This window comes from Halpernia frigidisoli (genome assembly GCF_900113805.1).
GTDB classification, from domain to species: Bacteria; Bacteroidota; Bacteroidia; order Flavobacteriales; family Weeksellaceae; genus Halpernia; species Halpernia frigidisoli.
In genome coordinates this window covers 138,837-159,365 of the sequence record NZ_FOQT01000001.1, presented here as the reverse complement: position 1 = coordinate 159,365, position 20,529 = coordinate 138,837, and the positions used below count along the sequence as shown (strand labels likewise).

Genomic DNA, 20,529 nt, shown 5'->3' with positions numbered 1-20,529 from the left:
CGTGGATCTAAAATTTCTATAAATCTTTAGATTAAAAAATTTTTTCTTGCTTAGATTTCAAAAAGAAAACGCTTCAAAAGTATATTGATTATCAATAAATTTCACGGAAATATGTTGCAAACCATTACTCAAAATAATTTTTTCTGCCTTTAAAATTGAATTGTAACGTGCAGTTTGTTCAAAGGTTTTTTCCGTTAATTTAATATGCGGCGCTTTACATTCTATTAAAATTTTTGGTAATGCTTTTTCGGTTATTAAAATATCAATTCTTTTAGTTAAATTATTGATTACCAGTTTTTTCTCTAAAATTATAGCAGACGCTGATATTGATTTTTGTTTGATAAAATGATGAATCCAATGTTGCCGAACCCACTCTTCCGGCGTAAGCAAATACCACGATTTACGGACTTCATCATAAATAAAAAACTTATCTTTGTCCTGCTTAAATTCAAAATTAAAATCAGCCGGAAAGTTGAGTTTCTGAAGTTCCATCGTCTATGAAAGATTTAAATGTAATTCTCAAAAGTATTAAAAATAAAGCGTTTTTGCCGGTTTATTTTTTTCACGGGGAAGAATCTTACTTTATAGATGTGGCCGTAAAATCTCTGGAAAATGATGTTCTCACAGAAGATGAAAAAGCCTTTAATCAAATAATTGTTTACGGAAAAGACAGTTCTTACGCAGAAATTTGTTCACTCGCTCGCCAGTTTCCAATGATAGGAGACAAACAGGTTATTATTGTAAAAGAAGCGCAGGATTTAAAAAGTGGCGAAGATGATACAAAACCAATCCTCGCCTATTTAGAAAATCCAGTTGAAAGTACGATTTTGGTTTTTGGTCATAAAAACAAAAAAATTGACGGCAGAAAAGCATTCGGAAAAGTATTGGCGAAAAAGCAGTTTTTGTTTCTTAGTGAAAAACTAAAAGACGGAAATTTAGTAAAATGGATTTCTGACGAATGCAAAGAATTAAAAATAAAAACATCCCCAAACATCCCAAATTTATTAGCAGAATACCTCGGTGATGATTTGTCAAGAATCGCTAATGAACTGAAAAAACTTCAAATTGTTTTAAAAGAAAATGAAGTTTTAGATGAAAAATTAGTTGAACTTCATATTGGGATTTCCAAAGATTATAATGTGTTTGAACTGATCAACGCGTTATCAGAAAATAATGCTTCGAAATCTCTAAAAATCGCGCATTATATGGGCAAAAACGTAAAACTAAATCCGATTGTTTTATCACTGGGAAATCTTTACACTTTTTTTTCAAATTTAATAATGTATCAGGCAATGGCGGGACAAAATCCGCAAACAATTGCTTCAGAAACGGGAATCAATCCTTACGCAATAAGATTTTTGGCAATTGCAGCAAGACATTATAATCTAAGAAACTCTACAAGAATCATTTCACTACTACGCGAAACTGATCTTAAAAGCAAAGGTTTAGGCGCTGTAAATGTTGGTGACGACGCACTGTTAAATGAGTTGGTTTTTAAAATTTTAAATATCAATTCGATTAAAGTTTTACATTAAAATTTATCATATTATTACGATTTAAAAATCATATTGACTTTTGTCTTCAAACAAAAATATTAAAACGAATTTTGTACTTCTAAAAAATTAAAATTAAAATATGGAAAATATATTAGATTGCATTATTGTCGGTTCTGGTCCATCTGGATTTACTGCCGCAATTTATGCAGCAAGAGCAGACCTAAAACCTGAACTTTACACCGGTTTAGAGCCAGGCGGACAATTGACAACAACGACTGAAGTTGACAATTTTCCAGGTTATCCGCAAGGAATTACCGGTCCGGAGATGATGATGGATCTGCAAAAACAAGCCGAAAGATTTGAAACAAAAGTGCATTACGAAATGATCACAAAGACTGAATTTTCTACAGAAATGGGTGGAATTCACAAGCTTTGGGCAGGAAATAAAGAATTAGCGGCAAAAACGGTAATTATTTCAACTGGCGCAACGGCGAGATATTTGGGTTTAGATGATGAGAAAAAATATATGGGCGGCGGTGTTTCTGCCTGTGCAACTTGCGACGGATTTTTCTACAAAGGAAAAGATGTGATCGTTGTTGGCGGCGGTGATACGGCGGCAGAAGAAGCGACTTATCTTTCAAATATTTGCAGCAAAGTTACAATGTTGGTCAGAAAAGACCATTTCAAAGCGTCAAAAGCAATGGAAAACAGAGTGGCAAATACACCAAATATTGAAGTAAAATATTTCCACGAATTGATTGGGATTGAAGGTGAAAATGGTTTGGTAGAAAGAGGTGTTGTTATCAATAACCAAACGCAGGAAATTTCTAAAATTGACGTTCACGGGATTTTTATTGCAATTGGTCATACACCAAATACCTCCGTTTTTAAAGATCAGATCAATTTAGATGAAAACGGCTACATCATCACCGACGCAAAATCTACGAAGACCAATCTTCATGGTGTTTTTGCTGCAGGGGATGTTCAGGATCATCTTTACAGACAGGCGATAACAGCGGCTGGAAGTGGTTGTATGGCAGCCATGGACGCTGAAAAATATTTAGGTGAGTTGAAATAAAAAAGAATTCTGATGGAATTTCGGGCAATTATTTATGTTTTTTTAGGTGGTGGGTTGGGTAGCGTTTTGCGTTTTCTAGTTTCCAACTACACTGAAAAATTATTAAATATCAAAGCATTTCCGTTGGGGACTTTTACCGTTAATATTATTGGTTGTTTTTTGATTGGTTTACTTTCCGCTTATTTTTTAAAAGTTGATAATTATTTAAAATTTCTTTTAATAACAGGATTTTGTGGCGGTTTCACGACATTTTCCACTTTTTCTGCGGAGAATTATTCGCTTTGGCAAAATGGGAATTATTATACTTTGATTTTTTACATTTTGAGCAGCGTGATTATTGGTTTATTTGCGGTATTTGCTGGCTTTCAAATGATTAAAAATTAAATTAAAATCGGTTCAAAATTTTATAAAAATAATTTTGTGGGAATATAAAATAATTTTATATTTGCACCACTGAAAACGGAAACGTTTTTATGGAGAGCTGGCAGAGTGGTCGATTGCGATAGTCTTGAAAACTATTGACTGTAACAGGTCCTGGGGTTCGAATCCCTAGCTCTCCGCAAAAATCCTCAAACTTTATTGTTTGGGGATTTTTTATTTTTAAAGTAAAATTAAACTGAATTTCAATAATTGAACTAATTAAAATGTTTATTGTTAGAATGTTAATAATACTATTAAATTTTGAACCTTCCTTTGTTAATTTCATTGTGGTTTCATGGCGCAAAAATATTATCTTTGGGAAGTTTTTTTATTTAAATTATACCTTACTTTTTTAAAATGATCTTAATTGTTGATGATTCTCCGGAAAATATTATCTCTTTAAAAAAAGTACTGGAGAAAAATGGTTTTGAAGTTGATACTGCTTTGTCCGGCGAAGAAGCATTAAGGAAAATACTTAAAAAATCTTACGTGCTTATTATTCTGGATGTTCAAATGCCCGGAATGGATGGTTTTGAAGTTGCAGAAGCAATCACTGGTTACAGCAAAGCGAAGGAAACTGCCATTATTTTTTTGTCAGCTGCCAGTGCAAACGTAAATCTTATTACACGAAGTTATTCTTCCGGCGGTTTAGATTACATCAGCAAGCCTGTTGATATGAATATTCTTCTTTTGAAGGTAAAAACTTTTTACAGAATCTATGAACAAAGTCGTGCGCTTCATGAAATGCAGATCGAGCTGCGAAAAGAAATTGAATTCCGGAAAGAGGCTGAGCAGAAAAAAGATGAATTTATCAGTGTGGCAAGTCACGAACTGAAAACGCCAATGACAACGATCAAAGGCTATATTCAACTTTTAGAAAGAAGTTTAGATACTAATAATATGGATGTTGTAAAGAACCGTTTACACAAAGTACAAAATCAGGTTGAAAAATTAAATCTGCTTATTGCAGACCTTCTTGATATTTCTAAAATCGAAAGCGGTAAACTACAATTCAATAAAAAATATTTTTCGTTTGATCAGTTGATAGATCAAATCATAGAGCCGATGCAACAGGCTAATCCTGGCGTAAAAATTATTAAAAAAAATAAAATAAACGAAGATGTTTATGGTGACGAAATGCGGCTGGAACAGGTCATTATTAATTTTATTTCTAATGCCATAAAATATGCACCAGAAACCGCTGAAATAGTAATAAACTCAGAAGTCCGTGGAAATGAGATCTACTTTTCTGTACAGGATTATGGAATTGGCATGACTGAGGAACATCGCCAGAAAATCTTTGAAAAATTTTACCGCATTGAGGAAACCTCTTCACGTTTCCAGGGTTTAGGAATCGGTTTATATATTTGCCAGGAAATCATTGACCGCCATTTAGGAAAATTAGGCGTGAACAGCAAACTGCATGAAGGTTCTGAATTTTATTTCCAAATACCATTACATCCTGAAAAGGTAGAAAATTAACAATTATGACTTTTAAAAGAAATTTATTTTTTGGATTGGGTTTATCATTGGTTTTATTGCTAATAAGTTCAATCGCTTCCTATAACAGTATAAAAAATCTTATCGGAATCTCTACGATGGTAAAAAGCAGTAATAAGATCATTAAAGATCTTGATAATGTTTTTTCATTAATAAAAGATGCAGAGACGGGTCAACGCGGTTATTTGTTGACAAATGACACAAGGTTTTTGGAACCTTACAGAAATGCGAAAGATAAACTTGCAAATATTTTTGATGCACTTTCTTCAGAAATTACTGACACTGACAGTCAGGCAAAAAATCTTGAAAAACTACAGATCACCATCACAAAAAGAATGGAGATACTTGATCAGAATTTAGATTCGAAATTCAAAAATAATCAGGTAACAACTGAAGAGCTGCTAAGCGGCAAAAAATACATGGATGAAACCCGCAGTATTGTTGCTAAAATGCAAAACGAAGAACAAGTTTTGCTCAGAACCCGTACAGAAAGTATGGATAAATTTGCGTCTTACACGCCATATCTCATTATTCTTTCTTCTTTTTTGGCTATTGTTATTACGCTGTTTTTTTTCCAGAAAGTTGCTCAGGATTTCAATGAAAAAAATAAATTGACCAGCGAACTGGAAGAGAAAAACCACGAAACCGGAGAGCGGCTTGCAGCAATTGAAAAAGTTGCCTCGCAGATCTCAAGTGGTGATTATAATATTATCTTAGATAAAAATATAAAAAATAATTTAGGAAATGCTGCGGAAGCGCTTCACAATATGGCAGAATCGCTGCAGACTTCATTTAGTTCTTTGGCGGATAAAAAATGGCTAAGCACCTCTCTTTCAGAATTAAATGATCTCATGGTGGGTGATAAAAATATAGATGCTCTATCAGCTGTTATTCTTAAAACCCTCGCATTTCATACCAAAAGTCAGCTTGCAACACTTTTCATTTTGAAAGAAGACACACATCTTCATTTAGCGGGAAGCTATGCTTTAGACGAAAGTGGAATTAAAAAAAGACTTAAAATTGGTGAAGGAATCGCGGGTGAAGCTTTTCGCACCAATCAAGAAATTGTTGTTGATCATATTTCAGAGGAAAGTTATACCATCAGTTATTCAACAGGAAATACGAAGCCCATCAACATTATTGCATTTCCTATATCTAGATATAATATTCCCCTGGGCGTAATAGAATTGGGTTCTACCGTTAATTTTACCTCACTGCAAAAAGAATTTTTAAGTGCGGTAGCAGGCAATATTGGTCTTGCCTATTATTCCGCACAAAGCCGTCTAAAAATGCAGGAACTTTTAGAAGAAACACAGGCGCAATCTGAAGAACTTCAGGCACAACATTCGGAGCTTGAAAATATAAATTCCGAACTTGAAGCACAAGGACAAAAACTTTTAGCTTCAGAAGAAGAACTTAGAGTACAGCAGGAAGAATTGCTGGAAAGTAATCAGGAGCTGGAGGAAAGAACAGGTTTACTGGAAGAAAAAAATCTTTTAATTGAAGAGCGTAATATTGATATTCAAAGAAAAGCCAACGAACTTGAACAAAGCACCAAGTACAAATCTGAATTTTTGGCGAATATGTCACATGAACTTAGAACGCCACTCAATTCTATTTTGCTGCTTTCAAAACTGATGACAGAAAGTGAAGATCTGGAAGAACAGTATAAAGAATATGGCGAAGTGATGCAAAGTTCCGGTCAGGGATTGCTTACTTTAATTGATGAAATTCTGGATCTTTCAAAAATAGAATCCGGAAAAATGACGCTGTTAATTGATGATGTTTTGGTAAAAGATGTCACCACAGATATGCAGATGCTTTTTAAACCACAAGCTGAAAATAAAAAACTGGAGCTGATCATTGAAATAGAGCCGGAAGCTGCAGAAATCATCCATACAGACAAACTCAGACTGGAGCAAATTTTAAAAAATCTTCTTTCAAATGCTATAAAATTCACTTCCGAGGGAATCATTAAAATGACTGTTTTCTGTGATGAAAACAAGGAAAAGATAAATTTTAAAGTAAGCGATACCGGAATAGGAATTCCAAAAGACAAATTGCGTCTCGTTTTTGAAGCATTCCAACAGGCTGATGGATCTACACAACGTAAATATGGCGGAACAGGGCTCGGTCTTTCGATCAGCCGCGAACTTGCCAGATTGCTTGGTGGGAAAATCGATCTTGCAAGCACCGAAGGAAAAGGTAGCGAGTTCATTTTAGAAATACCTGTAAATAAAGAACACGCGGTAATAATTCCTTTGGAAAAAGAAGAAAAAAAACCGGTTTACTTTTCGGAAGAAATCGAAACTCAGCCAGACCGGTTTATTGCTAATAAAATTCCACAACCAATACCTGACGACCGCGACAATATAATTCCGGGAGATAAAGTGATCCTGATCATCGAAGACGACACGCCTTTTGCAAAAATTTTAGCAGATTTTTCCCGAAGTAAAAATTATAAGGTCATTTGCGCCGTTCGCGGCGATCACGGTATTGAGTTGGCTCAAAATTTTAAACCGCTTGCTATTTTACTTGATATTCAACTTCCAATAATGGACGGATGGCAGGTAATGGAAGCTTTAAAATCTGACCCAAAGACAAAACCAATTCCCGTTCACATCATGTCTTCCATGAAATTTAAACAGGAAAGTCTGCTAAAAGGTGCGGTAGATTTCATTAACAAACCTTTTGCTTTAGAACAAATGCAGGATGTTTTTGATAAAATAGAGAATGCCTTAAAACGTTCTCCAAAAAAAGTACTTATTGTAGAAGAAAATAAACAACACGCCAAAGCGCTAAGTTACTTTCTAAGCGCCAATAATATCAGCACAAATATTGCGGATAACGTGGAGCAAAGTATAGATTCTTTACACAGCAGAGAAATAGATATCGTCATTCTGGATATGGGAGTTCCGGATAAAAATGCCTACGAAACACTGGAAACCATTAAACAAAATAAAGGCCTTGAAAATCTGCCGATCATTGTTTTCACAGGGAAAAATCTTTCTCAGGGTGAAGAAAACCGGATCAAAAAATATGCTGATTCTATTGTAGTAAAAACTGCTTATTCGTACCAAAGAATTTTAGATGAAGCTGGACTATTCCTTCATTTAGTAGAAGAAAAAAGTAAAAAAAATATAGAAACAAGATCTGGAATTGATAATCTTTCAGAAATGAGAAATATATTGAAAAACAAAACAGTTCTTATTGCAGATGACGATGTAAGGAATATTTTCTCACTCACAAAAGCCCTGGAAATACAGGGAATGAAAGTGATTCCGGCGCTGGATGGTAAAGAAGCACTTAAGATAATGCAGTCTGAAAATAATGTGGACATTGTGCTTATGGATATGATGATGCCCGAGATGGACGGTTATGAAAGCATCCGCGAGATTCGCGCTATTAAGGAATTTAAAAATCTTCCTGTTCTTGCAGTAACGGCAAAAGCAATGATGGGCGATAGGGAAAAATGTATCGCAGTAGGCGCGTCAGATTATATTTCAAAACCAGTGGATATTGACCAGCTCGTTTCATTGCTGAGAGTTTGGTTATACGATAAAATTTAAAAAAGTAAGAATGGATAATTTAAAACAGATCCTCATTATTGATGATGACAGTAAAAATATTTTTGCATTAAATGCGGTTCTGAAAGCCAAAAAATTCGACTGCGTTTCCGCTTTGAGTGCAAATGAAGGATTTGAAATGGTTTCTGAAAATAAAAATATTGGCGTCGTTTTAATGGACATGATGATGCCGGAAATGGATGGTTATGAAGCCATAAAAAAGATGAAAATCGACAGTAAAATGAAAGATATACCTGTAATTTCAATTACCGCTCAGGCTATGTCAGGTGATCGCGAAAAGTGTCTCGCAGCGGGTGCAGATGGTTATATTTCAAAACCTGTCGATGTAAATGAACTGATTAAACTTATTAATCAAGCAATGAAATAAAGGTGAATTCTGAACAAAATAACGAACATATCGAAACGCTTCTTTCAGATGTTCTGGAAGTATATGGCTATGATTTTACCGGATATTCGCGTGCATCTTTAAAGCGAAGAATTGTGCGACTTTACGAACTCGATGGTTTCGTGAGTTTTGCAGAATTTAGGTATAAAATTCGCAGTGATGCAGGTTATTACAAACGTTTTTTAGAAGAAATTACCATTAACGTGACAGAAATGTTCCGTGATCCCGAATTTTACAGAACTTTAAAAACCGATATTCTTCCAAGACTTGGCACCTACCCTTTCATCAGGATCTGGGTTGCAGGTTGTAGCACCGGCGAAGAAGCTTATTCGGTTGCTATTTTTTTAAAAGAACTTAATCTGCTTCATAAGTCATTGATCTACGCAACTGACATAAACAGCGCTGTACTTGAAAATGCGGCTCAGGCAATGATTCCTTTAAGTAAAATAAAACTTTACACGGAAAACTATATCGCAGCCGGCGGAAATAGTAATTTTTCAGATTATTATACGGCAAATTATTCTTTAGGTAAACTTCAGGATAATTTAAAAGAGAAAATCATATTCAGTACGCATAATTTGGTGACAGATAATTCTTTTAATGAGTTTCAGCTGATCCTTTGTCGAAATGTGATCATCTATTTCGACCGTGAATTACAAACCAAAGTTTTTAAGTTGTTCACCAGAAGTCTTGACAAATTTGGATATCTCGCACTTGGCACCAAAGAATCCCTTGATTTTTCAGATGTTTCAAAAAATTATGAAAGAATAAAACCGGCAAAAATCTGGCGAAAGATAAATTGATATGGAACGTTGCGAGGCTTTAATTATTGGCGGTTCGGCCGGAAGTCTGGAGGTACTTTTAAAAGTATTGCCGGACATTGATCCCTTGCTCTCCTTCCCCATTATCATTGTTCTTCATCGTAAATCCGGAAAAGATAGTATTTTAATTGACCTTTTTGCAGCGAAGACAGAACTTAACGTTAAAGAAATTGAGGAAAAGGAAAAAATAGTTAACGGTTCAATTTATATTGCGCCACCAAACTATCATATTCTTATAGAAATGGACAAAACTTTTTCTTTGGATGCGTCAGAAAAAGTCAATTATTCCAGACCTTCGATAGATATATCTTTCGAAAGTGCTGCTGAGGTTTTCGGTAATAATTTAGTAGGTTTGCTTCTTTCCGGCGCAAATAGTGACGGGAGTGATGGCTTAAAGAAAATAAAAAAATGCGGAGGTAAAACGGTGATTCAGGATCCTAAAAATTCTGTGGTAAGTTACATGCCTGAATATGCGCTTGAGCATGTCAAAATTGACGAAGTTTTAAATCCAGAAGAAATGGCAGATTTTATAAATAAACTTTAAAGATAAAAAATGATAGAAGAAGATAAAAAAGTATTGATTTTTGATGATAATGTGCAGATCTTAGAACTTTGCACAGAAATATTGGAAGATCTGGGTTGCGAAATAAAAACCTCACCAACAACAATGGACGTGGTAGAACAGGTACTTGATTTTATGCCGGATCTTATTTTGATGGACAACTGGTTGCCCGATGTGAGCGGCATTGAAGCTACGCAAATGATAAAAGCACACGAGGATCTTAAAGATATTCCGGTTGTTTACTTTTCCGCTAATACCAATATCAGTTCATTGGCTGAAGAAGCTGGTGCTGACGGTTATTTTCCGAAACCTTTTGATATTTACAAATTCGAGGAAATGGTGAAATTGTATTTAAAAGTAAAATAATATCTTAAAAATAATTCAGATTTAATAAAGTTTATAAAGTTATTTAGATCGAAGTAACTGTGAAATTTGCTGCACTACATTCACAGGATTTGCGCCTTGTTGCAGTGAATCTGAGGCGATTTTGAAAGCAAGGAGCTCGGCGCCCAATTCTTTAGATTTTTTATCAATTATTTTTTCTAAATCTTCCTCATCCATCTCATAAACTGCTTCCTCACAGGCAAAAAGAATATTTTCAGCAATTTCTGTGGTTTCAACACCGAAGGCTTTTTCTGCGATTATGGCTAAAATAATATCATTGTTTACAAAATCCTTGTCCATCGGTAAAAGTGATTCTAAAAAATCAGAATAATTAAATCTGGTTTTTGCACTTTCCAGAATAAAATCGGTCACGAGATCAAGTTCCTCATCAGAAATATCTGAAAATTCCGATTCTTCTTCTTCATCAAAATAATCGTCTTCATCCTCAGTTTCAAGTTCATCATCTAACTCTTCCAAGAAATTTTCTTCTGTTTCCACTAAAATATCATTATTTTGAATGATTATATCAGAACTTTCAGAATTAACATCTAAATAAGATTGTTTTTCTTTCAATTTTTGCTGAACCAGTTTATAGAAATCATCAAAGCGGAAATCATATTGCTCGTCAAGTTCCTTCAATTCCTGGTCGATCTGTTCAATAAATTCAATATCATCTTCAAAAATTTCATCTTTTCCAGCCACATCATTCATCCAGATCTTATCGCGTTGCAACATACTGTAAACACGAAAAATCAATGATTCTGCCTGCTGACGGTCTTCATCCTCAATTAGGATATCAAACGCGGAAAGATTTTCGAGGTAAAAGTTTTTGTCGATCATTTTTGTGGTTTAAAAAATTAAAATAAAGCAAATTTAAAAAAGAAAAAGTTTTTGAAAATAGACTTCGCCGATAAAAAAAACCTCTACATTTCTGTAAAGGTTTTGTTGTGGTCCCACTTGGAATCGAACCAAGCACCTACTGATTATGAGTCAGTTGCTCTAACCGAATGAGCTATAGGACCTAAAACTTTGGTAAAAAACCAGTCGTTTTATTGAGGTGCAAATGTAATATTTTTTTAGAAATTTGCAAACCCTTTTTAATTTTTTTCCTGGCAAATTTCCACTAAGACGCCATTCGTGGTTTTTGGATGAAGAAAAACAACTAATTTATTATCTGCGCCTTCTTTTGGTTCGGTAGAAATGAATTGAAATCCGGCGGATTGTAATCTTTCTATTTCCTCTAAAATATTATCAACACTGAAAGCCAAATGATGAACTCCTTCTCTGTTTTTATCTAAATATTTTGATATGGCACTTTCTGTATTTGTGGCTTCTAAAAGTTCAATTTTACTTTCACCGACTTTATAAAAACTGGTTTTTACGCCTTCTCTTTCTACGGATTCCTGTTTGTAGTTTTCTCTTCCTAAAAGTCTGGAAAATAAGTCGTCGGAAGTTTCCAGAGATTTTACGGCAATACCGATGTGTTCTAATTTCATTTTTTAATGATTTGAACCACAAAAGTAGCAAAAGAAAATATTAGAAATGATTTTAAACATTTTTATGAACACATTAGTTTCTTTAATAATTTTGAATTTAGTAAACATGAGAACACATAAGTTTTAAAATAAAATTCTTTTATATTAAAAAAAAATAAATGTAAAAAAATTGTAAAAATTCACGAAAATAACTTTGAAAATTTAAAGCGATTTTATGATTTTTATAAAAGGTTTTGTTTTTTGATAAATCCCGCGTGAGGACGAAGGCGGAACTCTTTTTTCTAAATTTTTCGCCAGAAAATTTTGGAAAAAAAGTGGGAGCAGAAGACCGACCGCAAGATATTAAAATGGCAGCGAAGCAAGGCTGAGCTGTCATTTTAATATCTTGTGGGCACGCCCAAAATATCCACACAAATTTAGTAAATTTGCAGTATTATGGAAAGTAACAGACAGAGAAAAATAGCGCAGATCTTACAGGAAGATTTTGCCGAATTATTTAGAAAACAAGCTTCTGAAAGCAAACAAACGATATTAGTAAGCGTTTCTGATGTCAAAATTTCCGCGGATCTTGGTGTGGCAAAAATCTATCTCAGCATTTTTCCGCCTGAAAACAGAAAGGCGATCATGAAAGAAATTGAGGAAAATAAAGCGACCTACAGAAACTTTGTTGGACAAAAAATGGGAAAACAAGTGCGAATTATTCCGCAACTTTCTTTTTTTCTTGATACTTCTATGGACGATGTAGAAGCGATCGAACGCGAACTGAAAGGCGAAGGCGATAATCCTGTTTTGTAAAACTAATTTGAAAAACACGGCATTTTACATAGCGCGAAGATATTTGCTTTCGAAAAAAGGCAGTACTGCTGTCACTTTCATTACCTGGCTTTCTGCCTGCGCAATGATGGTAGCGGTGGCTTCAATGTTTATCATAATTTCCGTTTTTTCAGGTCTTGAAGTTTTAAATCAGGATCTGATCTCTAATCTACATGCCGATCTCACGATCACGAGCAAAACCGGGAAATTATTACCCGACGCCAATAACTTAGTTTCAAAAATTAAGGCCAATAAAAATGTTGTACATTTTTCCCGCGTTATCGAAGAGAAAGTTTACATCGACTATGACAATGTGGGCGAAATCGGTTATCTGCGCGGCGTTGATTCTGCTTACACATCAGTAAATCCTATCAATAAAACGATCTATTACGGGACATATCCAAGCTTTAAATATGTCAATGAGGTGTTGATGGAAAATAATTTAAATAACCGTTTGGCAATTCCGGTCGGTTCTAATAATGCTACTGCCACTTTAATGATGCCGAGACCGGGCGTGGGAATGATCAGCAAAGAAGCTGATATTTTTAATAAAAAAAATGTTTATGTGACCGGTATTTTCCCGGGAAATGATCAACTGAACAATTATATTATTGCGCCTTTAGAACTGTCTCAGCAACTTCTAAATTTACCCAAAAATTCTGCTTACAGCATTGTTATAAAATTAAAAGATGCTGCAAATCCGAATCAAGTAAAATCCGAACTTCAAGATTCTTTAGGTAATAAAGTTGTCATTAAAACACAAAAGGAAGAGAATGCGGCTTTTTGGAAAATGATAAATACGGAGAAGTTTTTCATTTATTTAATTTTTGCCCTTGTTATTTTTATTACCACTTTTAATTTGGCAGGCGCGATTATTATTCTGCAATTGGATAAAAAAGAGCAGTCAAAATCTTTAATTTCACTGGGATTTCCACTAAGAAGTTTGCGTATGGTTTACTTTTATACAGGTTTACTGATCGTCACTTTCGGGGTAATTTCCGGATTGGTAGTTGGAACCGCGATTTGTTATCTTCAAATCCAAACCGGTCTTTTTAAAGCAAGCGCTACGTTACCATTTCCGGTAAAAATTGTTGGTGAAAACTATGTTATTGTTGCGGCAGTTGCTGCTTTTTTCGGAATTTCTGTTTCTTTTATTTTTTCTAAAATAAATAAAAGATATTTCCGAGCTTAAATAGATTTCTGAATTTTCTTCTTTTATTCCTCTAAAAAACATCTTTTTCGCTGTCTATAGTCAATATTAAATTTCATTATTATTGAAAGATTTAAGCAATTAATATTTACCTTTATCGCCCAAAAATAAATATTTTATACAATGAAAAGAATTTTTACTCTATTATCATTAACCTTGCTTTTAGGCTTTGCTTCCGCGCAGGCTCCTGCAACTTATTATGACGGTACGGCAGGTTTATCCGGTGCTCCTTTAAAAACAAAACTGATGCAGATCATCAGCGCTGGGGCAATTGACAATGGTTACGGCGGATTATATAACGGTTATCCAACTACTGATACGGACCATTATTATGATAATGACGGTTCTGTTTTAGATATGTATTCAGAAAATCCTACTGGTACAGATCCTTACAATTATCAGCATGGTGTAAAAAAATGCGGTAACTATTCCAATGAAGGTGACTGCTACAACAGAGAACACGTTGTGCCACAAAGTTTATTCGGTTCTGCAAACCCAATGGTTTCTGACATTAATTTTATTCGTCCGACTGATGGTAAAGTGAACGGAATGAGAAGTAATTATCCTTTCGGAGCAGTTACAGCACCATCATTTACATCAAAAAACGGAACTAAAGTTGGCCCAAGTACATCACCAGGTTACACTGGTTCAGTTTGTGAGCCAATTGACGAATTTAAAGGAGATATTGCGAGAATGATTTTATATTTTGTAACAAGATATGAAGACAAACTTTCAGGTTTTTCCAGCGGAGGTATGTTAGGAAACACAACTTATCCTGGTTTGACGACGTGGGAAAAAGATGTTCTTTTGATCTGGGCATCACAAGATCCTGTTTCGCCGAGTGAAATTGAAAGAAATAATGCTGCTTTTGCTTTTCAAAAAAACAGAAATCCTTATATTGATCACCCTGAATGGGTTCAGCAGGTTTTCGGAACTCAGGTTGCTGATACCGAAGCGCCATCAACGCCTACTAACTTAGCTGTTCTTTCTACAAACACAGCATCTGCCAGTTTAAGCTGGACAGCTTCTACAGATAATATTGCAGTTGCCTACTATAAAATTTATGTAGATGGTAACTTTAAGACCAATTCTTCTACAAATACCGCAACAGTTTCTGGTTTAAAACAAGGGACTTCTTACAATTTTTATGTTATCGCTGCTGATGCTGCCGGTAATGTTTCACCTCAAAGTAATACAGCGAGCGGAACAACTTTAGTTGATACTACAAACCCAACTGCGGCTACAAATTTAGCAATCGTAAATGTTGGCTCAAATAATATCGCAGTTTCCTGGACTGCTGCAACAGATAATGTTGGTGTAGCGTCTTATGATGTTTACGCAAACGGCGTTTTAATGGGATCTACAGCTTCTACGGATACGAATATTGCTAATTTAAACCCAAGCACTTCTTATACGATTTATGTAATTGCTAAAGATGCTGCTGAAAACGCTTCACCTCAAAGTAACTCTGTTAACGCAACAACTTTAGTAGTTGGAATCAATTGCGGAGTTGAAAACTTTGAAACGATTCCAGCAAATGCTTCTGCCTACTCTACTTATAACTGGACGAGCAATGGTATTTCATTTACATCTGTAGATTCAAGAACAGATCAAACGATAAACGGACGTGCAATTACAATCAGAAATGGTTCTCTTACGGCATTATCTGCACCAAACGGTATTGGAGATCTAACTGTAACGACTCAATTAAAATTTACAGGAACGCCTGGTGTTTTAAAAATATTCATCAATGATATTGATACAGGAAAAACAATTCCTTATGGCGCGACCGGCGTTAACACAACTACGACAGTTACAGGAATCAATATTTCAGGAACAGTTGATATCAGTTTAGTTAATAATACTGTACCCGCGAACAGAATCGCGATCGACGATATGAAATGGACTTGCTACGCAACAGCAGGAACAAGTGAAACCAATAAAGCGAAAGACGCGTTGGTGATTTCACCAAACCCAATTAAAAATGGCGAAATTAATGTTTCCGGTAAAAATCTTTCTCAATTTGACAGCGTTCAGATTTTTGATTTTACAGGTAAATTAATTCAAACCGTTTCTCAGCCATTTAAAACAGGCGGAAAACTTAAAATTAATAATTTGCCTAAAGGAATTTATATTTTAAAAGCAGGAACTGGTTCTGCTAAATTCCTGGTAAACTAATTTTTATTATAATATTATCTTGAAAGACCGGTTTTTTACCGGTCTTTTTTTTTATTTTTGAACTATGATTGAGAAACAGCTTTTTGGATTGATCGGGAAAAATATTTCCTACTCATTTTCTAAAAAATATTTTACAGATAAGTTTAAAAAGTTACATCTACAGAATAAGATTTATGAAATCTTTGACCTAAATGATATTTCTGAAGTAGAAGATTTTTTTCTAAATCCCGAGATCAAAGGGCTAAATGTGACGATTCCCTTTAAGGAAAAAGTAATTCCTTTTTTAGATGAATTATCTGATGAAGCAAAAGAAATTGGCGCAGTGAACTGTATTGCTATTAAAAACGGAACAAAAACCGGACATAATACTGACGCTTTTGGTTTTGAAAAAACACTTTTACTTCATTTAAAGGATTTTCACAAAAACGCACTTATTTTAGGAAATGGCGGCGCGGCGAAAGCTGTTAAATATATTTTAAAAAAGCATAATATTCCTTTTAAAACAGTTGCCAGAAACACAGATCTTAACTTTGAAAATTTAACTGCTGATGAAGTTGTCAATTCAAATTTAATCATTCAATGTACGCCTGTTGGTACATTTCCCAACGAATCAGATTGTCTTAAATTTCCCTTTAATTCTCTAACAGAAAAGCATTTGGTAATTGATCTGATTTACAATCCAACTTACACACAATTTTTAAAAAACGCGGCAGAATTTAATGCAAAAACATTGAATGGCTATTACATGCTGGAGCAACAGGCAGAGAAAGCCTGGGAAATTTGGAACTCCAAGTAAAAAACTTCCATTTAATGAAATAATTTTAATAAATTTATTTTTTTAAAAAAAGGCGTTATTATAACCAAAAAGATTTGCTATGACTACAGAAAATAATATTTCTGACAACGAGGAAAAAGTTTTAAATCCTGACTCAGAAAATATGGCAAATTCGCCGGAAAATTTTCAGAAACCTGAATCTTCAGAAATTAATACTGAAGAGCTCGAAAAAAACGACGATTTAAATAACAGTGAAAATTTGCTTGAAACTGCTGTTTTAGAAGAACATGAGATAAACTCTGAAACAAATTCTCCCGAACAAAGTTTACCTCCGCATGCAGAATTATCTCAGACAATGCCATCATTGAATGAAAACATAGCAGAACCGGAAGAGATAAAAGAGCCCGAGGAAACGGAAAAACCAACAATTGAAGAAGAAAAATCAGAAGAATTCTCAGATTCGAAATTTGAAGTTGATAATGATGTCATTGTTGAACAAAAACTCAATTCTAGCGCTGAAATTTTAGCAAAACTGGAAAAAATAGCAAATTTGCAGGATTCTGGAGTTCATTTCAAGGAGTTCAATGAGTTAAAAGACCAAATGCAAACGCTTATTCAATCAGAATCTGCTGCATCAAAAAACAAACTTTCCGAAGATGAAACATCACATTATGTTCATCCGTACACTTCGAAATTAAACGTGGTTCTTCATATGTTCCGGGAAAAACAAGATGCTTATCACAAAGATCTGGAAGTAAAACAAGAAGAAAATTTAAAAAACAGACAGGCAATAATCGATCGTCTGAAAAATCTTTATACAAATTCAGAAGCAGGAACAAACCTTTTTAAAGCTATTCGCGAAATAAAAGAAGACTGGTCAAATGCCGGACAGGTTGCAAAAAATGAATTTAAACTTTTAAACAATAATTACTTTTTTCATCTCAACCAATTCTATGAAATGCTTGACATGAATAAAGAGTTTTTAGGTCAGGAACATGCGCATAATCTGGAAAAAAGACAGCATATTATCTTACGATCAAAAGAGCTGATTGATGAACCATCTGTGCAAAAAGCGCTCAACGAGTTGCAATATCTGCATAAACTTTGGAAGGAAGAATCTGAACCGGTCGCAGAAGAATTCAGAGAATCAACGTGGCTGGAATTTAAAGAAATATCAAATAAAATTCATGATCGTAAAGCAGAATTATTTACAAAAATTGATGCCGAGCAAGCAGAAAATTTAACTAAGAAAAATGATATAATTTCTAAAATGAAAGCGATTGCTTCGCCGGAGAAAGAAGTTAACCACAGTTATTGGCAACAATCTATAAAGAAAATTGAAGATCTGCGTACAGAGTTTTTAAAATTAGGAAGCGTTCCAAAAAAAATGTCCAACAAAAACTGGGCAGATTTTAAGGAAGTTCTTCGCCAATTTAATTCTAAAAAGAACGATTTTTACAAAGGCTTAAAAAATACGCAACAGGAAAATCTTGACAAAAAATTAAATTTGATCCAAACCGCGAGTGACAATATGAATAGTGAAGAATGGGAAACTGTTGTACCGCTTTTCAAAAATCTTCAGGAAGAATGGAAAAAAATTGGTCACGTGCCGAGAAGCCAGGCGGATAAAGTCTGGACAGATTTTCGAGCAGCCTGCAATACTTTTTTTAATAATTTTCGGGAGAAAAATAATGTTTCAGAAGATAACTGGAAGGAAAATTTAAAGCAAAAAAATGAAATTTTATCGGAGTTAAAAAACATTACCGACGAAGAAGGAAGCATTGAAAAAATAGAAGAACTGAAAAACGGTTGGAATAAAATTGGCAAAGTTCCCCGTGAAAATCTTTCTATAAATACGGAATTTAATAAAACGCTGCGAGAAAAATTAAAATTAAATAAAATAAATGAGTTTGATCTGAAGGAAGAAGGTCTTTCAGAAGCACAGCTTTCCGATAAAGCTAGAAAAATTAAAAATCAAATTTCTGATCTTGAAACAGAAGTCGTGAAATTGGGGAATAATCTAGGATTCTTCGCAGATTCTTCCAGAAATAATCCGCTTTTAAAAGAAACTTATGTGAAAATTGATGATAAGCAAGCACAGTTAGAAAGTTTAAAAGTGACTTTGCACCAAATTATAAGCGGAGAATAAAATTTTAAAAATGAAAAAAATTCTATTTTTATTCCTGTTTTTTCTGAGTTTCGGATTGAAATCTCAAAATGCGAAAGAATTTCTAAATCTTCCAAATCCTTTCGTTATTTCAGAAACAGAATATTTTTTAGACTGGAGTAAGCAGGCATCAAATACGCTTTACCTACAGCAATATTTAATGAAAGATGAAAAAATTGACAGTTTTACACAAATGGTTAATATTTCCTATTTTGATAAAGAAATTAATATTGATGATGCCGTAAAACAGAAGGTTGAAAGTTTTCAAAAAAGAGAAAATAACGATAAGTTTTCTAAGGTTCAGGTAACGGAAAGTCCGGACGGTACGGAATATATTGTTGACGGCATGTTAACAGAACTTCCTAAAAACGGCAATTCTTATGCAGAATATGGTATTTACCGTTTTAAAACTTTGACAAACGGCAGCAAAAAATCATTTATCATATTTTCTTTCATTAAAAGAAATTATGGAGAAGTGAAAGCAAGCGCAAAATTTTTGGACAAAGAGCGAAATAAGTTAATGGGTTCTATTATCGATTTTGCAATTCCGCCGATAAATTTAGCGAGCAAAGAATCTGAAACCAAATAAACATTTGAAAACACTTAAAATTTAAGTGTTTTTTATTTAAAATATGACGCACGAATTTTACATGCAGCGCTGCATCGAACTTGCCAAAAAAGCTTTAGGAAAAACCTATCCAAATCCTTTAGTAGGCGCAGTTATCGTTTATAATGATGAAATTATCGGAGAAGGATATCACCAGAAAGCAGGTGAAAACCACGCAGAAATTAATGCAATAAATTCGGTGGAAGATCAATCACTTCTACCCTTTTCCACAATTTATGTTTCGCTGGAACCTTGCGCACACTTTGGAAAAACACCGCCTTGCGCTTTGAAACTGAAAGAAATTGGTTTTAAGAAAGTCGTTATTGGCGCGATGGATTCTCACGATAAAGTAAATGGAAAAGGCAAAAAAATTTTAGAAGATGCTGGAATCGACGTAGAATCTGGAATTTTAGAAAAAGAATGCGAAGATTTAAATAAAAGATTTTTCACATATCACAGAAAAAAAAGACCTTATATCAAATTAAAATGGGCTGAGTCAGCAGATGGATTTTTAGATAAATATTTTAAACCAACTCAGATCGGAAATACTTTGACTAAACAATTCGTGCATCTACTAAGAAGTGAAGAACATGCTATTTTAGTGGGAACAAACACAGCTTTGATCGACAATCCAAGTTTGACAACACGAGAAGTAGAAGGAAGAAATCCAGTTAGGGTTTTGATAGATTTTGATTTAAAAGTACCAGTTGATTTTAACATTTTCAATAATGAAGCTGAAACAATAATTTTCAATTCTATTAAAGAAGAGCAAATTGAAAATTTAAACTTCATAAAAATTGAAAAAGAAAATTTTATACAAAATCTGATGACAAAATTGTTTGATCTGCAAATACAATCTGTTATCATCGAAGGCGGACGTTATACGTTACAACAATTTATTGATGAAAATATCTGGGACGAATGCATTATTATCAAAAATGAAAATCTCACTTTAGAAAACGGAACTTCTGCACCAAAATTCTTGCAAATACCTATTAGAAGTGAAATTTTACGTGATAATAAACTTTATTTTTATAAGAATATTTAATT

19 protein-coding genes and 2 tRNA genes are annotated in these 20,529 nt (G+C 34.0%); 17 read left to right on the top strand and 4 right to left on the bottom strand.

All coding sequences use genetic code 11. From position 1 onward, the window contains the following. Positions 1-57 precede the first annotated feature (57 nt). Positions 58-492, bottom strand: a complete 435-nt coding sequence (locus tag BM238_RS00765; protein ID WP_090078287.1) for a type I restriction enzyme HsdR N-terminal domain-containing protein — start codon at positions 490-492, stop codon at positions 58-60. A 5-nt stretch (positions 493-497) separates the two neighbouring features. Between BM238_RS00765 and holA the strand changes: the two genes are divergently transcribed. The 10 genes from holA (at position 498) to BM238_RS00715 (ending at position 10,215) form a co-directional block, all read left to right on the top strand. Then, the gene (gene holA / locus BM238_RS00760; RefSeq protein WP_090078286.1) at positions 498-1,535 is read left to right on the top strand and encodes a DNA polymerase III subunit delta; all 1,038 of its coding nucleotides are present in this window, start codon (positions 498-500) and stop codon (positions 1,533-1,535) included. Positions 1,536-1,635: 100 nt separating this feature from the next. Next, positions 1,636-2,574 (top strand): thioredoxin-disulfide reductase, encoded by a 939-nt coding sequence (gene trxB / locus BM238_RS00755; protein WP_090078285.1) that lies wholly within the window; start codon positions 1,636-1,638, stop codon positions 2,572-2,574. 12 nt (positions 2,575-2,586) lie between these two features. Then, positions 2,587-2,958 (top strand): fluoride efflux transporter CrcB, encoded by a 372-nt coding sequence (gene crcB, locus BM238_RS00750; RefSeq protein ID WP_090078284.1) that lies wholly within the window; start codon positions 2,587-2,589, stop codon positions 2,956-2,958. Positions 2,959-3,049: 91 nt separating this feature from the next. Beyond that, a tRNA-Ser gene (locus BM238_RS14335) sits at positions 3,050-3,134 on the top strand. Between the two features lie 217 nt (positions 3,135-3,351). Next, positions 3,352-4,476 (top strand): hybrid sensor histidine kinase/response regulator, encoded by a 1,125-nt coding sequence (locus BM238_RS00740; RefSeq protein WP_090078282.1) that lies wholly within the window; start codon positions 3,352-3,354, stop codon positions 4,474-4,476. A 5-nt stretch (positions 4,477-4,481) separates the two neighbouring features. After that, positions 4,482-8,063 carry a response regulator gene (locus BM238_RS00735; RefSeq protein ID WP_090078281.1) on the top strand — a complete coding sequence of 1,194 codons (3,582 nt, stop codon included), beginning with the start codon at positions 4,482-4,484 and terminating at the stop codon, positions 8,061-8,063. A 10-nt stretch (positions 8,064-8,073) separates the two neighbouring features. Further along, on the top strand, positions 8,074-8,448 hold the full coding sequence (locus tag BM238_RS00730; protein WP_090078280.1) for a response regulator: 375 nt from the start codon (positions 8,074-8,076) through the stop codon (positions 8,446-8,448). A 2-nt stretch (positions 8,449-8,450) separates the two neighbouring features. Next, positions 8,451-9,269 carry a CheR family methyltransferase gene (locus BM238_RS00725; protein WP_090078279.1) on the top strand — a complete coding sequence of 273 codons (819 nt, stop codon included), beginning with the start codon at positions 8,451-8,453 and terminating at the stop codon, positions 9,267-9,269. A 1-nt stretch (position 9,270) separates the two neighbouring features. Continuing rightward, the gene (locus BM238_RS00720; RefSeq protein WP_090078278.1) at positions 9,271-9,831 is read left to right on the top strand and encodes a chemotaxis protein CheB; all 561 of its coding nucleotides are present in this window, start codon (positions 9,271-9,273) and stop codon (positions 9,829-9,831) included. Positions 9,832-9,840: 9 nt separating this feature from the next. Next, positions 9,841-10,215 (top strand): response regulator, encoded by a 375-nt coding sequence (locus BM238_RS00715; protein ID WP_090078277.1) that lies wholly within the window; start codon positions 9,841-9,843, stop codon positions 10,213-10,215. A 39-nt stretch (positions 10,216-10,254) separates the two neighbouring features. On the opposite strand, the gene BM238_RS00710 is transcribed toward BM238_RS00715, so the two are convergent. The 3 genes from BM238_RS00710 to mce form a co-directional block, all read right to left on the bottom strand. Next, on the bottom strand, positions 10,255-11,073 hold the full coding sequence (locus tag BM238_RS00710; RefSeq protein ID WP_090078276.1) for a hypothetical protein: 819 nt from the start codon (positions 11,071-11,073) through the stop codon (positions 10,255-10,257). 108 nt (positions 11,074-11,181) lie between these two features. Further along, a tRNA-Ile gene (locus BM238_RS00705) sits at positions 11,182-11,255 on the bottom strand. 75 nt (positions 11,256-11,330) lie between these two features. Beyond that, entirely contained in the window at positions 11,331-11,729 is a 399-nt protein-coding gene (mce, locus tag BM238_RS00700) for a methylmalonyl-CoA epimerase (RefSeq protein ID WP_090078275.1), read from the bottom strand. 435 nt (positions 11,730-12,164) lie between these two features. Between mce and rbfA the strand changes: the two genes are divergently transcribed. The 7 genes from rbfA (at position 12,165) to ribD (ending at position 20,527) form a co-directional block, all read left to right on the top strand. Further along, entirely contained in the window at positions 12,165-12,524 is a 360-nt protein-coding gene (gene rbfA / locus BM238_RS00690) for a 30S ribosome-binding factor RbfA (protein WP_090078273.1), read from the top strand. Between the two features lie 7 nt (positions 12,525-12,531). Further along, positions 12,532-13,734: an ABC transporter permease gene (locus BM238_RS00685; RefSeq protein WP_090078272.1), complete on the top strand. Its 1,203-nt coding sequence runs from the start codon at positions 12,532-12,534 to the stop codon at positions 13,732-13,734. A 141-nt stretch (positions 13,735-13,875) separates the two neighbouring features. Then, a complete protein-coding gene (locus tag BM238_RS00680) occupies positions 13,876-15,930 on the top strand; it encodes an endonuclease (RefSeq protein WP_090078271.1) in 2,055 nt (684 codons plus the stop codon). A gap of 64 nt (positions 15,931-15,994) precedes the next feature. Continuing rightward, complete coding sequence (locus tag BM238_RS00675) at positions 15,995-16,726, top strand: shikimate dehydrogenase family protein (protein ID WP_177205403.1); 732 nt, start codon at positions 15,995-15,997, stop codon at positions 16,724-16,726. 334 nt (positions 16,727-17,060) lie between these two features. Beyond that, complete coding sequence (locus BM238_RS00670; protein WP_449404426.1) at positions 17,061-18,854, top strand: DUF349 domain-containing protein; 1,794 nt, start codon at positions 17,061-17,063, stop codon at positions 18,852-18,854. Between the two features lie 10 nt (positions 18,855-18,864). Next, positions 18,865-19,461, top strand: a complete 597-nt coding sequence (locus BM238_RS00665) for a hypothetical protein (protein ID WP_090078269.1) — start codon at positions 18,865-18,867, stop codon at positions 19,459-19,461. 43 nt (positions 19,462-19,504) lie between these two features. After that, positions 19,505-20,527 carry a bifunctional diaminohydroxyphosphoribosylaminopyrimidine deaminase/5-amino-6-(5-phosphoribosylamino)uracil reductase RibD gene (ribD, locus tag BM238_RS00660; RefSeq protein ID WP_090078268.1) on the top strand — a complete coding sequence of 341 codons (1,023 nt, stop codon included), beginning with the start codon at positions 19,505-19,507 and terminating at the stop codon, positions 20,525-20,527. Positions 20,528-20,529: the final 2 nt, after the last annotated feature.